Raw genomic sequence first — 13,848 nt, forward strand, 5'->3', positions numbered from 1 at the left:
GGCGCGTTCCCCCCGGCCGGGCCGCCGCTTCCGGGCGCCGCACCGCCGGTTCCGGGCGCGCCGGCGCCCCGCACCGCCGCTCGTGCCGCGGCGGGCCCGCCGCCCGGCGGAACCGGCATCGCCGCGGCTCCCCCGTGGGCCTCGGGCCCGGGCGCGTATCCCATCGCGGGCGTGCCCGCTCCCGCGGAGAAGCTCACGCCCCGCTCGATGCGGTCCAGGCGGGCCATGACGGACCGCTCGTCGCCGTAGGCGGCGGGCAGCAGGACGCGCGCGCAGATCAGTTCGAGCTGGAGGCGGGGCGAGGTGGCGCCCCGCATCTCGGTCAGCCCTTCGTTGACCAGGTCGGCGGCGCGGCTGAGCTCGGCGGCGCCGAAGGAACGCGCCTGCGCCTGCATCCGCTCCACGACGTCCGCCGGCGCGTCGATGAGCCCCTTCTCCGCGGCGTCCGGCACGGCGGCCAGGATGACCAGGTCACGCAGCCGCTCCAGCAGGTCGGCGACGAAGCGGCGCGGGTCGTTGCCGCCTTCGATGACGCGGTCCACGACCTCGAAGGCCGCGGCGCCGTCACCGGAGGCGAAGGCCTCGACGACGGAGTCGAGCAGCGATCCGTCCGTGTATCCGAGCAGGGCGGTCGCCATGGCGTACGTCACGCCCTCGGCGCCGGCGCCCGCCAGCAACTGGTCCATGACGGACATGGAGTCGCGCACGGACCCGCCGCCGGCCCGCACGACGAGCGGCAGCACCCCGTCCTCGACGGGGATGTCCTCCTTGCGGCACACCTCGGCGAGGTACTCCCGGAGGGTTCCGGGCGGGACGAGCCGGAACGGATAGTGGTGGGTCCTGGACCGGATCGTCCCGATGACCTTCTCGGGCTCGGTCGTGGCGAAGATGAACTTGAGGTGCTCGGGCGGCTCCTCGACGACCTTCAGCAGCGCGTTGAAGCCGGCCGACGTGACCATGTGGGCCTCGTCGATGATGTAGATCTTGTACCGGCTGTGGGCGGGCCCGAAGAACGCCTTCTCCCGCAGGTCACGGGCGTCGTCCACACCACCGTGCGAAGCGGCGTCGATCTCGATGACGTCGATCGAGCCGGGTCCGTTCCTGGCCAGGTCGCGGCAGGACTGGCACTCGCCGCACGGCGTCGGCGTCGGTCCCTTCTCGCAGTTCAGGCAGCGGGCCAGGATCCGCGCGCTGGTCGTCTTGCCGCATCCGCGCGGACCGCTGAACAGGTACGCGTGATTGACCCGGTTGTTCCGCAGCGCCTGCTGCAGCGGGTCGGTGACATGCTCCTGCCCGATGACCTCGGCGAACGACTCCGGGCGATAGCGGCGGTACAGCGCGAGAGACGACACGCCTACGAGGTTATAGGCGCCCACCGACAAAGGACCTCGCCCGCGAGCCCGCCCGGATCCCCCGGCGGCGCCCCTCCCGGAAACGCGAGCGCCCCCCACGCACCCGCCAGAGCCAACCTACCCTTGCTGCCTTCCGGCCCTGGGGGAGTTCAGTCAGATAGCGCCGCGTGAGGGGCTTCGCCAAGCCTACCCGATCCGACCGGCCGGGAACGAGTTCGCGAGCACTCCTCTCGGTCATGTAATGTTTCCGGCGGAGGATTCGCCTAGAGGCCTAGGGCGCACGCTTGGAAAGCGTGTTGGGGGCAACCCCTCACGAGTTCGAATCTCGTATCCTCCGCCAGCCCAGAGGGCCGGACCGCATCAGCGGTCCGCCCCTCTGGCGTCGCACTCGGCCGCCGCGCGGCCCGGCGGGACCGGCCGTTCCCGTGGTCCGTGTCACATCCGCGCGAAGGCGGCGCGCCCGCTCCCCGTGTCCGTACCCGGCCGGGGGACCGGCCCGCTCCCGCCGGTCCGGGCGCCTCCGCGCGCGGGCCGCGCCGCGGTGAGCGGCGTCACCCGCGCCGCCGGGCGTCGATCTCCGCGACGAGGGCCTCGACGCGCTCGCGGATCTGGTCCCGGATCGGGCGGACGGCCTCGACGCCCTTGCCGGCCGGGTCCTCCAGGGTCCAGTCGAGGTACGTCCTGCCGGGGAAGACCGGGCAGGCGTCGCCGCAGCCCATGGTGATGACGTAGTCCGACGCCTGGACGGCCTCGGTGGTCAGGATCTTCGGCTCGGCGCCGGAGATGTCGACGCCGGCCTCCTTCATGGCCTGGACCGCGGCCGGGTTGACCCGGTCGGCGGGGAGGGAGCCGGCGGAGCGGACCTCGACGCGGTCGCCCGCGAGGTGGCGCAGGAAGCCGGCGGCCATCTGGGAACGGCCCGCGTTGTGGACGCAGACGAAGAGGACCGAGGCGAGCGGGGTGGTGGAGGACATCGGGTTCGGGCTTCCTTCGCACGTGGGCGGGCGGGGCGAGCGAGGGCGAAAGGGGTGCGGGCGGCGCCGGGGGCCCTCGTGACGGCGGGATCGGTCCGGGCCGGTACCGGTTCCGGGCGCCGTGACAGTATCAGCCCATGCTGACATCAGCCGACACTGATCTGATCCGGGTGCTGGCCGACCCGCTCAGGCTCCGCATCGTGACCCTGCTCGCCCGCGAGACGCTGTGCACCACCCATCTGGTGGAGGAGACCGGGGCCCGGCAGACCAACCTCTCCAACCACCTGCGAGTGCTGCGCGAGGCCGGGGTCGTGGAGACCGAGCCGTGCGGCCGGTACACGTACTACCGGCTGCGCCCCGACGTCATCGAGCGGCTGGCCGGCCGGTTCGCCGCACTGGCCGAGTCCGCCCGCGACACCGCCGGCCACCGGAGGGCCTGCCCGTGACCCGCACCGAAGCACCCGCGGCCGGCGAGGACTCCTCGGTCGCCGCGAGGCTGTCGACGCTCGACCGGTTCCTCGCCGTCTGGATCCTGATCGCCATGGCCGTGGGCCTCGGGCTCGGGCGCGCGGTCCCCGGTCTGGACGACGCCCTGGCCGAGGTCGAGGTCGGCGGGATCTCCCTGCCCATCGCCCTCGGCCTGCTGGTCATGATGTACCCGGTCCTGGCCAAGGTCCGCTACGACGGACTCGACGCCGTCACCGGCGACCGCAAGCTCATGGTCTCGTCGCTGATCGTCAACTGGATCGTCGGGCCCGCGGTGATGTTCGCGCTGGCCTGGATCTTCCTGCCGGACCTTCCCGAGTACCGCACCGGCCTGGTCGTCGTCGGCCTCGCCCGCTGCATCGCCATGGTCGTCATCTGGAACGACCTCGCCTGCGGCGACCGCGAGGCCGCGGCCGTGCTCGTCGCGCTGAACTCGGTCTTCCAGGTCCTGGCGTTCGGTCTGCTCGGCTGGGTCTACCTCGACCTGCTGCCCGGCCTGCTCGGCCTCGGCGACGGCGAGCACCTGGACATCTCGACGGGGGAGATCGCCCTGAACGTCGTCGTCTTCCTCGGCGTCCCGCTGCTCGCCGGGTTCCTCACCCGTCGCGTCGGCGAGCGGCGGATGGGCCGTGAGGGCTACGAGCGGCGCCTCCTGCCGAGGATCGGCCCCTGGGCGCTGTACGGCCTGCTCTTCACGATCGTCGTCCTCTTCGCCCTGCAGGGGAGGACGATCACCTCCCGGCCGCTGGACGTGGCCCGGATCGCGGTGCCGCTGCTGGGGTACTTCGCGGTGATGTGGTTCGGCACCTTCGCGCTCGGCAAGGCGATCGGCCTCGCCTACGACCGCACCGCCACCCTCGCCTTCACCGCGGCGGGCAACAACTTCGAGCTCGCGATCGCGGTCGCCGTCGCCACCTTCGGCGTGACCTCCGGCCAGGCGCTGTCGGGTGTGGTCGGGCCGCTGATCGAGGTGCCCGTCCTGATCGCGCTCGTGTACGTCTCCCTGGCCTGGCGACGCCGGTTCGCCCGCGGGCCGGCCTGAGCGCCCCGGCTGCCGGAGCGGCCGTCAGACGACGGCGGGGCTGCGGCGTTCGACCAGGACGACGTCGCGCCAGCGGCCGTGGTGGCGGCCGACGCGCTCGCGGGTGCCGACGACGCGGAAGCCGGCGCGCCGGTGCAGGGCGAGGCTGGCGGTGTTCTCGGGGAAGATCCCGGACTGGATCGTCCAGATCCCGGCCGCCTCCGTGGAGGCGATCAGCGCCCCGAGCAGGGCGCCGGCCACGCCGCGGCCCCGGGCGGCGGGAGCGACGTAGACGGAGTGCTCGACGACGCCGGCGTAGGCGCAGCGGTCGGAGACCCTGGTGACGGCGACCCAGCCGAGGACCGCGCCGGCCTCGTCCAGCGCCACGAAGCGGTGCGCGGGCAGCTTCGCCGCGTCGAAGGCCTGCCAGGTCGGCGCCGCCGTCTCGAAGGTGGCGTCGCCCTCGTCGATGCCCGCCTGGTAGATCGCCAGGACCTGGCCGGCGTGCTCGGCGGTCATCGGCACGACGGCGGGGCCCGGCGCGGGGGACGGGTGGGACACGGTGGCCTCTCCTGGGGACTTCGGCGGCGGGTTCCGGGTTCCGGGTTCCGGGTTCCGGTCCTGTCTCCGGTCGTGGTCGCGGGTGCGGCCGCTGCGCGGTCCGGGCCGCTTCACGGGCCCGCTTCCGAAGGCTTCGCGGGCGCGGCCGGCCGGTTCCCGGCGTGGTCAGGCCGCGGCCGACGGGCCGGTCAGCAGCTTGCCCATCGCGGCCAGTACGGACGGCTCGACGCGGTAGTAGACCCAGGTGCCGCGCCGCTCGGAGGCGAGCAGACCGGCCTCCTTGAGCTTCTTCAGGTGGTGGCTCACCGTGGGCTGGGAGACGCCGACGTCGGAGATGTCGCACACGCACGCCTCGCCGCCCTCGTGCGAGGCGACCGCGGAGAACAGCCGCAGCCGCACCGGGTCGCCGAGGGCCTTGAACATCCGCGCGGCCGTCTCGGCCTCCTCCGCGGTGAACGGGCGCTCGGTGAGCGGGGGGCAGCACGGCGCCACGGCCCGCGCGTCGGCCGGGTCCGGCACCGGCAGCGCCTTCGTGTTCGACATGCGCCTATGTTGACATACGTCGAACCAAGGGGGGAGGGGCGAAGCGGTTCAGGCGCTCCACGGGTCACCGCCTCCCCGGCGGCACTCCGGGCGGCGCCCCGGCCCGACGCCCGGATCGACCCGGCGTCCGGGCCGGCGGGACGGCGACCGGCGCCGGGAGCCGGTCACCGTTCCGTTCACAAGAGAGCTTCGGAGGGCACGGGAAAGGACCGGAAAAGACCGGAACAGATCACTGTGTCCCCACAGGGCCGCCACCCTCTTCTCACGAATCCGGTGGGGAAAACCCGAGTTTTCGCCAACTCCGCCTCCCCTGGCCGGTTCGGCGTGTCCCTGCCGCGCGGGGGTCTTGTGCCTGGTCCGGCCCGACGGCACCGCTGGGGGCGGGGAGGCGGGAATGTCCGGATGAGGCCGGTGAGGACGCCGGAACCGGAGCGATCCACCTGGCGGTTCATCTAATACCGGCCAGTACCCCCGGTGTGGCGTAATTCACTCGAACGGGAATGCCGCTCTGCCACCATCGACGCCATCGAAAAACCAGGCGTCCGGATCGTGACGGGGGGCGTGACCATGGCTCTGCTCGGCGACGAGCTGGCGTTCGCACACGCCCTGACAGCCCAGGAGCGGGAGAGCGTGATGGCGCTCGGGGTCCGGAAGCACTATCCGGCCGACGCCCACCTTCTGACCGAAGGTGACCGCTCCAGTCACGTCATGATCATACTTCAGGGCTGGGTGACCGTTTCCGTGGTGACGGACCGAGGTGCCACCCGGCTCATACTCGGCCTGCGCGGCCCGGGTGAACTCCTCGGCGAGATGGCCGCGCTGGATCCCCATCCGCGTAGCGCCACCGTGCGCGCGCTCGGCCCCACGGACGCCCAGGTCATATCCGGGGACGCGTTCCGCCGCTTCCTCGCCCTGCACCCCCGTGTCAGCAACCTGGTGATCCGTCAGCTCACCTTCCGGCTGCGCAGCGCCGACCAGGAGCGGTCCGCGCTCGCCTCGCTCACCGTGCTGCAGCGGCTGGCCGGCCGGCTCGCCGAACTGTCGCGCACCGAACCCGCCGGCCCCTACGCCCCCTCCCCCGCCGGCCCGTCGCCCGCGGGTCCCGTCGTCCACCTGGCCCAGGACGAACTCGCCGCCACGATCGGAGCCACCCGGGAAGCCGTCGCCAAGGCCCTGCGGCTGCTGCGCGCCCAGGACATCGTGCGCACCGGCAACCGGATGGTGGAGATACGCGATCCCGCCCTGCTCGCCCTCCTCGCGGACGGCCATCAGGAGTAGGGCCCCACCGCACCGTGTGTAAACGGCTACAGACGGCCCTCGTCCCGGGCCCGACGCTGAGGGGGACGGCATTGCGACAGGCGAACCCGCGGGCACGCGGACAGGACGGCAGGGGGCACGGGTGCACCAGGACGTGACGGATCTCGGCGAAGCGCACTACGAGTCGGTGATCAGCGTCGACGCCAGACGTTCCGGGGAGTACGAGGACGCCGACAAGCCGCGGATGCGGGCCCGTGTCTACCGGGTGCTGGAGACGGCGTTCGGACACGCCAAGGTGGCGCGGGACGCCGTGCACATGGAGGACCGCGGTGACGGGGTGCTGCTGTCGGTGGCGGGCCGGGTCGCGGTGACGCGGCTGCTCGGCCTGTGGCTGGTCGAGGTGCACGAGAAGCTGCGGGCCGAGAACCGCGGTCTGCGCGTGCCGCTGGGGCTGCGGATCGGCATGCACGTCGGCCCGGTCCGGCACGACGACCGGGGCATCAGCGGGCGCGCCGTCGATCTCGCCTGCCGGCTGGCCGACTCCCCCGTCGCCCGGCGGCTGCTCGACGCCGAGGGCGCCGATCTGGTGGTGGTGGTCTCCCGGTCCCTGTACGAGGACGTGGTCAGCGGCGGCGGCAAGTTCATCGAGCCCGCGCGCTACTCCCCGGCCCGGCTGGAGCTCAAGGAGGGCGCGGCCACCGCCTGGTTCCACCTGCCCGGGCGCGCCGCTCCGGTCGTTCCCGAGGCGGTGCCGTCGCCCGTTCCGCCGCCCGCCGGCCCGGACACCGGCGGCCGCGCCGCCGGCGGCACCGGGAACGACGACAGCGACGGCGTCGAGGCCGACGACAGCGACGGCCTCGACGCCGAGCTCGCCGAGCACGGCGAAGGCCCCGGCGACCGGGCCGGCGCCCCCCGCGTCCTCTACCGCGCCGGGGACGACTTGTCGGTGCACCGCGACAACGTCTACCAGCAGTCCGTGCACATCGGCCGGACCGTCGGCGGCACCGGGCCCCGGAAGGGCGGGGCCGCATGAGCGACGAGCGGCGCGCGGACGGCCCCGTCGAGGGCCCGGCCCCGAAGGCGGTCCGCGAGGCGGACGGGTCCGGCGGGGCGGACCGGGACGACCGGGCCGGGGGGACCGGGCGGAGCAAGGAGAACAGGGAGAACAGGGGAGACAGGGAGAGCGAGGAGAGCACAGAAGGCAAGGAGGGCAAGGAGCCCGGGGAGAAGAACGAGGCCGGGGCCGACGGCGACGAGGCCGCGGAGCGGGAACGGGAACGGGAGCGCGCCGCGGGGCGGTTCAAGGAGCACACCCGCGATCCCCTCGCCGAGGAGCAGGACGAGGGCGGGCCCACCGATCTCGCCGCCGCCTCCCGTACGCGCCGCGCCACGCGGATGCTGTTCGACGCGGGCCGGGACCTGACCACCTTCGACCGCTCCTTCTTCCACAGCGCCCACATCGGCGACATCCATCTGCGCATGGACGCCCGCCAGTCCGGCGCGGGCCTGCGCGGCGGACCCGTGCCGGACGAGGAGCTGCGCAGGCTCCGCCGGGTGCACGTGGAGCCGCAGGGGTACGTACGGCTGCGCGACGCCCTCACCGCCCGCCGGCTGCTGGTGCTCGGCGCCGCCCCCGGCACCGGACGGACCAGCACCGCGCTCTCGTTGCTCGACGAGGTCACCGCGGCCGACGGCCGGGACGCCGGGCCCGCGGCCCGGTCCCGGGTGCGGCGGGTCGATCCGGACGGGGGGGTCCGGCAGCTCGCCGAGTCGCTGGGCGGCGAGGGCGAGGACGCGGAGCACGGTACGGGGTACCTCCTGGAGCTCACCCTCACCAGGCCCGGGGTGCTGCCCCCGGACGAGATGGACCTCGACGAACTCGCCTCGGCCCTGGTCCGCCGCCGGGCCTTCGCGGTGATCGTGGTCGCCGTCGGCTCGGCCGCGAACCCCCTGCTGGCCGGGCGGTACGGCATGCGCTGCCCGCCCGCGCCCACCGAGGAGCTGCTCACCACCCGGCTGCGGGAGCTGCTGGAGGACCACGCCGCCGCGGTGCCGGACGCCGCCGCCGGACTGGAGCGGCTGCTGGCCCGGGCGGAGGAACTGGCGGTCCGGGAGGAGGTCCGGGACGCGGTCGGCCTGGACGACCTGCGGCCCGTCGAGGCGGAGCTGCTCGCGTCGCTGCTGGCCAGGCACGTGCTGGACGGCCTCCCCTACGAGGAGCTGCTGGCCGGGTGCCGCAGCCTCGCCGCCGCCCAGGCCCAGGAGTGGTTCGCCGGGGTGGACCGGGTGCCGGCGGCGCTCCCGGCCGGGGCGGAGCGCGGCGCGGGGCGGCCGGACACGGCGAGCCTGCTGCACCCGGTGGCGTTCCGGATCGCGCTCGCGGTGCTGGGCGGCGCCTCGTACAGCGCCGTGGCCGCCGCCGCCCATCTGCTGACCTGGGAGCTGTCCGTCCAGTGCGATCCGGACCGCACGCCGGCCCGCCCGCTGTTCTGCGACGACCCGGAGTCCGACCGGGCGCTGTCGCGCGCCGAACTCACCGACGGCCGGGTCGAGGTGGCCGGCGTCGAGGTGCCGGCGCGGCTGATCTGGTACCGGGGTTCCGCCCTGCCGTCCGCGGTGCTGACCGAGCTGTGGGACCGGCACTTCCCCGTGCGGGCCCCGGTGGTGCGCTGGCTGCGGCTGCTGGCGGACGACCCGCGGTCCCAGGTGTGGATGCGCGCCGCGGTCGCCGCCGGGGAGCTGTGCGTACGGGACTTCGACCACGGCCACACGGAGCTGATCCGGCCGCTCGCCGAGGCGGCCACGCCCCGGCGGAGGATCTTCGCGGCGACCATGCTGGACCAGGCGGCCGGCCACGACTCGCACCGCGCGGCGGTGCACCGGCTGGTCGGCGACTGGAGCAGGTCCGGCACGAAGCCGCTGCGCTGGACCGCGGCGATGGCGCTGGGCTACGGCAACGCCGCCGCGACGACGGACGACGCGCTGGACGCCCTGGCCCGGATCGGGGTCCGCGACGGCGGGGAGCAGCTGGCCGTCGCCTCCTTCAACGTCGTACGGCTGCTGGCGCTGCCGGACGGCGGGCGGGTACTGCGGCGGATGGCCGAATGGACCCACCACAAGCGCGAGGAGTACCAGGACCTGGGGCTGGTGACCACCGTCCGGCTCGCGCTGACCACGGTGGACGAGGTGCTGACCGACGATCCCGGCTCCCCGCTGGGCGACCGGGGCGACTGGCCGCTGCCGCTCGCCCTGGCCGCCACCCGGCCCGAACTCGTCCCCGCCATGGCCGACCTGCTGTGGACCGCGCTGCACACGGCCCGGTCCAGGGACGTGGCGCAGGACGCGCTGGAGGCCCTGCTGCGGACGGCCGTGCGCGGGGACGGCGCGGAGTGGACCCGGCCGGGGCTGGCGGCGCTGCTGCCCGCGCTGGCCCCCGAGGAGAACGACCGGCGGCGGCTGGACTGGCTGCTGCGCCGCATGATGAACGATCCGGAAGACCCGCTCCCCGACGCGCAGGCGCGCTCCCTGTGGTGGCTCGCCGTCGCGCCGCGGGGCCGGCGGATACGCGAGGAGGACAGGGATGGCTGAGGACGAGGACGCGGCACCCGCGGGTCCGTTTCTGCGGGAGCGTCCGCCGGCCGGCGGGTTCCGGCACACGAGCGCCCGGACGGCCTCGGTGCTCTTCTACCGCAACGGCGGCTACAGCGTGGTCACCGTCTCCGGGGTCCAGCACGTCGGCAGGCGGGCGCTGGCCCGGCCGCACACCGTCTGCGAGATCGCGCTCGGCACCTTCGTGACGACGCTCCGGATGGAGCTGCCGGCCGCCGGCGGCACCACCTTCTTCAAGGCCGAGGTGGACATCCACTGGACCGTGACCGACCCCCACCTGGCCGCCGTGGAGGTCGTCACCGACGTCGCCCAGCGCCTGACCGCGCCGGTGCTGGAGCGGCTGCGCGAGGTCACCTCGAACTACCCGGTGACCGAGGCCGAGAGGGCCGACCGCGCCGTCACCCAGGCGTGCGCCGGCGGCCGCTGGGACGACCTGGGCGCCGACCTCGGCCTGCGGGTGCGGCTGTACGTCCGCCTGCGGGTGGACGACCGGACGATCAAGCACATGGACGGCATCCGGGACGCGCACGCCTCCGCCGAGCTGACCCGCGTGCGGCAGAGCTCGTTCCGGGACATGCTGCGGGGCGGGGACCTGGAACAGCTCAGCTTCATGCTGGCGGCCGACCCGGAAGGGGCCAGGGACTTCCTGGAGAAGATCCGCCAGGAGGGCCGGCAGGACGAGAAGGACCGCATCGACCGGCTGTTCGCCATGGTCGCCAGCGGCCACATCCACTCCAACGACGTGGAGACCCAGGCCCTGAACCTCCTCAACCAGGGACGCCACCACCCCGTCCAGGGGCCCATCGGGTCGGTGCCGGCCCGCCGGGAGCCGGCGCAGCTGGAGCAGTCCGCCGACGAGCCGCCCGCCGGCGGGCCGTTCGTCCCGGACTGGGTGGCGGACGAGCCGCCCTCCCGGCCGGGGCACCCGGCCCGCCGGGACGATCCGTACCCGGCCCGCCGGGACGAGGAGGAGCCGCCGCGCCGCCGCAGACGCTCCCGGGACGACGGATGGTCCTGGGCGGAAGAGGACCGATGACCACGGGCGACGGGGGACCGCCGGGCGACCCGGCCGGGGTGGTGCCGGACGGGGGTCGGCACCGCCCCGACCGGGCGGGCGAGCGCGTCGCCGAGCGGTTGCTGAGCACGGCCCGGGAGGACCTCGGCCGGGCCGACTCGAAGGCGGCCGTGCTGCTCTCGGGAGCGCTCACGCTGCCCGCGCTGCTGATGGGCTGGCACGGCGCGCCGGGCTGGCGCGGGCCCGCCGACGTGACGCTGGTCCTCGCGGGGGTGTTCTGGACGGTGTCGGTGACCGCGCTGATCGGGGCGCTCATGCCGCGCACCGGCACGTTCCGCGCCCGGGACGGCGTGACGTACTTCGGGGACCTGGTGGCGCCCCGCGACCTGGCGGGCCTGTCCGCCCGGATCGGTGAGGCCGGGCTCGACCCCGCCGAGTGGCTGCTCGTCCAGGCCGTGGACGTCAGCTCGATCCTGGCCGCCAAGTACCGCGCCATCCGCTGGGGCGTGGGCTCGCTCGCCCCGTCCGCGGCGCTGGCGCTGGTGTGGGGCCTGACCGCGCGGTGACCCCGGCCGGCCCGCGTCACCGCACCGCATGACACAGAGACGAACCGACAAGCCACAGAAGCTGGGGGACGGCCGTGGGAAGAGTCAGGAGAAGACGGCAGACGAGAAGGGGGCGGCTGCGACACGCCGCGGCGGCCGTGCTGGGCGGCGCCGCGGTGGTCGTGTCCCTGCTGGCGCCCGCCGGGCACGATCCGGTGCCGGCGGCGCAGGCCGGACCGGCCTTCCCGTCGGTCAACTACGCGGTCGCCGTGGACGTGTCCGCCAGCCTCACGCCCGCGGACGTCAAGGCCGAGAAGGCCGCCGCCGCCCGGATCGCGCTGGGCGACGTCTCCGCCTCGTCCCACGTCACGGTCTTCGGTTTCGCCGCCGCCGAGTCCGGCGACCAGCGCGCCGTGGACCCGGTGTGCCCGCGGACCGCGCTGGACGCGGCGGGCCGCAAGACGATCGGCGCCTGCGTCGACAAGCTGCGCGGCCGCGGGGAGGACGAGGGCACCGGCACCGACTTCCCCAGCGCGATCCGTCAGGGCGTGCACGACCTCACCACCGGCACCGACCCGTCCGAGCCCCGCGTGCTGTTCCTCCTCACCGACGGGCGGATGGACGTCACCGGCAGCCCCCAGTACGGCGACCCCGCGCACCGCGAGGCCGAGGGCGAGCGGCAGCTGGAGCGGGAACTGGCGAACGCCGCCGCCCACAACGTGCAGATCTGGCCGCTCGGCTTCGGGTCCGACCCGGACGAGGAGCAGCTCGGGCGGATGGCCGCGGGCGGGTACCAGAAGGGCTGCGTCGCCCTGGACTCCGCCCGCCCGAGGGCGCAGAAGGTCGACGGGGCGAAGGACGTCGGCACCGCACTGGAGAAGATCTTCGCCGCCGCCCACTGCATGCGGCACGAGGAGGGCCCCAGCGAGCGGCCGCCCGCCACCCTGGAGATCGGCATCTCGCCGCTGGCCACCGTGGGCAGCATCGTCGTCGACAAGGGCGACCCCGAGGTGCGGATCAGCTACTACGACCCCAACGGCCACGAGGTCCCCACCTCCGGCACGTTCCGCGGGTCGCGCTTCGAGCTGGCGGGCGCCACCGGCACCGTCGAGGCGCTGAAGATCGTCGACCCGCTGCCCGGCACCTGGAAGGTGAAGGCCGAGGCCCCCGAGGGGCACCGCTCCCTGCCGGTCGCCGTCAGCGTGCTGTGGCAGGGCGAGCTGCGCGGCGCCATCACCATGGACCCGCCCTCGCCGCAGGCCGGGGAGAAGGTCACGGTGACCATGCGGCTGCAGACCCGCGAGGGGTACGAGATCAAGGACCCGCGCGACTACGCGGGGCTGCGCGTCCGCGGCGAGCTGACCGGGGACGGCTTCCGCCCGCTGGCGCTGGACCTCTCCGACGACGGCGAGGGGGCCGACCCCGAGGCCAGCGACGGCTCCTTCACCGGCACCGTGCGGATCCCGCGGAGCGCCGACGGGGCGCTGAAGGTGAGCGGCACGCTGACCGCCTCGGGGCTGAGCGCCGACACCCGCAGCGAGGGCGGCCGGGTCGCGCCCGGCGAACTGCCCGTCGCCGCCGCGCTGGAACCGCTCGCCGCGGACACCCGTCCCGGCGCCGCCGTCACCGGCCTCCTGGCCGTCCGCAACACCAGCGGCACCCCGCACACCCTGCGCCTGTCCGTCGCCGACCTGCGGCCGGGGCTGCTGTCGGTCGACCCGGCCGAGATCGAGGTGAAGCCCGGCGAGTCGGGGACCAGGAAGGTGACGGTCGAGGTGGCCCCGGCCGCCGTCTTCGGCGACCGCCTCGGCGAGGACGGCCTGCGGCTCGCCGGCACCCTCACGGTCACCGACACCACCGACGGCGGCCGGGCCCTGGTGCGGTCCCCGCTCTCGGTGCGGGTGACGCCGGAGCCCGGCATCTGGGACCGGTACTGGTGGGCGTTCGTGGCCGCCGCCGTACTGCTCGCGCTGCTCGCCGCCGCGGCCGTCGCCTGGACGCGGCAGCACCGCGCCCGCCGGGACCCGTACGGGCTGGTGCTGTGCCTGCTGTCCGAGGAGGGCGACGTGCTCAACGAGCACACCGCCGGGCACGGGCACAAGCAGTGGTACGAGTTCGCCGTCGTCGAACCCCACCGCAGTCCGCGCATCGAGCGGCGGGCCAACGGCCCGTACGCCGTCCAGCGCAGCCCCGAGGGCGGCGCGGTGCTGCGCCGGCGCGGCGGCGGCCGGACCCCGCTGCCCGCCCGCGGCCAGGTGGCGCTGACCGACACGCTGAGCCTGGCCCTCGGGCGGCAGCCTTCCGCACCGCCGCCGCCCGGTTCCGGGGCCGACGCCGGTGACGGCGGCACGAGCGCCTACCAGTCGTACCTGTGACGCGCCGGGGGCGGGCGCCGCGCTCCGCCCGCCCCCGCGCACCGCGAGACATCCACGGACGTACCCGGCACGAACCTGCGGCCCCGGCGGCCACAAGCGGGGAGGAACCC

General features: G+C 74.8%; 12 protein-coding genes, 1 tRNA gene and 1 other RNA gene. 9 read left to right on the plus strand and 5 right to left on the minus strand.

The genetic code is table 11. The features are described from left to right. A partial coding sequence (locus ABD363_RS26155; protein ID WP_344607783.1) for a DNA polymerase III subunit gamma and tau occupies positions 1-1,352 on the minus strand: 1,352 nt, incomplete at its 3' end. Between the two features lie 81 nt (positions 1,353-1,433). Beyond that, positions 1,434-1,532, minus strand: an RNA gene (ffs, locus tag ABD363_RS26160) — signal recognition particle sRNA small type. A gap of 72 nt (positions 1,533-1,604) precedes the next feature. Between ffs and ABD363_RS26165 the strand changes: the two genes are divergently transcribed. After that, a tRNA-Ser gene (locus ABD363_RS26165) sits at positions 1,605-1,692 on the plus strand. 211 nt (positions 1,693-1,903) lie between these two features. On the opposite strand, the gene ABD363_RS26170 is transcribed toward ABD363_RS26165, so the two are convergent. Further along, positions 1,904-2,326 (minus strand): arsenate reductase ArsC, encoded by a 423-nt coding sequence (locus ABD363_RS26170; protein WP_344607785.1) that lies wholly within the window; start codon positions 2,324-2,326, stop codon positions 1,904-1,906. A gap of 137 nt (positions 2,327-2,463) precedes the next feature. On the opposite strand from ABD363_RS26170, the gene ABD363_RS26175 reads away from it, so the two are divergent. Continuing rightward, the gene (locus tag ABD363_RS26175) at positions 2,464-2,772 is read left to right on the plus strand and encodes an ArsR/SmtB family transcription factor (protein ID WP_344607787.1); all 309 of its coding nucleotides are present in this window, start codon (positions 2,464-2,466) and stop codon (positions 2,770-2,772) included. Continuing rightward, the gene (gene arsB / locus ABD363_RS26180; RefSeq protein WP_344607790.1) at positions 2,769-3,854 is read left to right on the plus strand and encodes an ACR3 family arsenite efflux transporter; all 1,086 of its coding nucleotides are present in this window, start codon (positions 2,769-2,771) and stop codon (positions 3,852-3,854) included. Before ABD363_RS26175 ends, arsB begins: the two co-directional genes overlap by 4 nt. Positions 3,855-3,878: 24 nt before the next feature. Here the strand turns inward: arsB and ABD363_RS26185 are convergent, their stop codons facing one another. Both ABD363_RS26185 and ABD363_RS26190 read right to left on the minus strand, forming a co-directional pair. Then, positions 3,879-4,352, minus strand: coding sequence for a GNAT family N-acetyltransferase (locus ABD363_RS26185; protein WP_344607868.1), 474 nt, complete (start codon positions 4,350-4,352; stop codon positions 3,879-3,881). Between the two features lie 207 nt (positions 4,353-4,559). Further along, on the minus strand, positions 4,560-4,937 hold the full coding sequence (locus ABD363_RS26190) for an ArsR/SmtB family transcription factor (RefSeq protein ID WP_344607792.1): 378 nt from the start codon (positions 4,935-4,937) through the stop codon (positions 4,560-4,562). A gap of 567 nt (positions 4,938-5,504) precedes the next feature. On the opposite strand from ABD363_RS26190, the gene ABD363_RS26195 reads away from it, so the two are divergent. The 6 genes from ABD363_RS26195 to ABD363_RS26220 all read left to right on the plus strand — a co-directional run bounded on the left by ABD363_RS26195 (position 5,505) and on the right by ABD363_RS26220 (position 13,738). Then, complete coding sequence (locus ABD363_RS26195) at positions 5,505-6,215, plus strand: Crp/Fnr family transcriptional regulator (RefSeq protein ID WP_344607870.1); 711 nt, start codon at positions 5,505-5,507, stop codon at positions 6,213-6,215. 121 nt (positions 6,216-6,336) lie between these two features. Continuing rightward, positions 6,337-7,227 (plus strand): hypothetical protein, encoded by an 891-nt coding sequence (locus ABD363_RS26200; RefSeq protein WP_344607794.1) that lies wholly within the window; start codon positions 6,337-6,339, stop codon positions 7,225-7,227. After that, the gene (locus ABD363_RS26205) at positions 7,224-9,782 is read left to right on the plus strand and encodes a hypothetical protein (protein WP_344607796.1); all 2,559 of its coding nucleotides are present in this window, start codon (positions 7,224-7,226) and stop codon (positions 9,780-9,782) included. Before ABD363_RS26200 ends, ABD363_RS26205 begins: the two co-directional genes overlap by 4 nt. Beyond that, positions 9,775-10,839 carry a hypothetical protein gene (locus ABD363_RS26210; protein WP_344607798.1) on the plus strand — a complete coding sequence of 355 codons (1,065 nt, stop codon included), beginning with the start codon at positions 9,775-9,777 and terminating at the stop codon, positions 10,837-10,839. The genes ABD363_RS26205 and ABD363_RS26210 overlap by 8 nt, the downstream gene beginning before the upstream one ends. Further along, positions 10,836-11,384 (plus strand): Pycsar system effector family protein, encoded by a 549-nt coding sequence (locus tag ABD363_RS26215; protein ID WP_344607800.1) that lies wholly within the window; start codon positions 10,836-10,838, stop codon positions 11,382-11,384. The genes ABD363_RS26210 and ABD363_RS26215 overlap by 4 nt, the downstream gene beginning before the upstream one ends. Positions 11,385-11,458: 74 nt before the next feature. After that, positions 11,459-13,738: a VWA domain-containing protein gene (locus ABD363_RS26220; protein ID WP_344607802.1), complete on the plus strand. Its 2,280-nt coding sequence runs from the start codon at positions 11,459-11,461 to the stop codon at positions 13,736-13,738. The last annotated feature ends 110 nt before the right edge of the window (positions 13,739-13,848 follow it).

The organism is Streptomyces glaucus (assembly GCF_039533365.1).
In the GTDB taxonomy this organism is placed as follows: Bacteria; Actinomycetota; Actinomycetes; order Streptomycetales; family Streptomycetaceae; genus Streptomyces; species Streptomyces glaucus.

Coding starts and splice junctions, on each gene's coding strand:
- ABD363_RS26195 (WP_344607870.1), top strand. CDS start 5,505: ATGGCTCTGCTCGGCGACGAGCTGGCGTTCGCACACGCCCTGACAGCC.
- ABD363_RS26205 (WP_344607796.1), top strand. CDS start 7,224: ATGAGCGACGAGCGGCGCGCGGACGGCCCCGTCGAGGGCCCGGCCCCG.
- ABD363_RS26185 (WP_344607868.1), bottom strand. CDS start 4,352: ATGACCGCCGAGCACGCCGGCCAGGTCCTGGCGATCTACCAGGCGGGC.
- ABD363_RS26190 (WP_344607792.1), bottom strand. CDS start 4,937: ATGTCGAACACGAAGGCGCTGCCGGTGCCGGACCCGGCCGACGCGCGG.
- ABD363_RS26210 (WP_344607798.1), top strand. CDS start 9,775: ATGGCTGAGGACGAGGACGCGGCACCCGCGGGTCCGTTTCTGCGGGAG.
- ABD363_RS26215 (WP_344607800.1), top strand. CDS start 10,836: ATGACCACGGGCGACGGGGGACCGCCGGGCGACCCGGCCGGGGTGGTG.
- ABD363_RS26175 (WP_344607787.1), top strand. CDS start 2,464: ATGCTGACATCAGCCGACACTGATCTGATCCGGGTGCTGGCCGACCCG.
- ABD363_RS26170 (WP_344607785.1), bottom strand. CDS start 2,326: ATGTCCTCCACCACCCCGCTCGCCTCGGTCCTCTTCGTCTGCGTCCAC.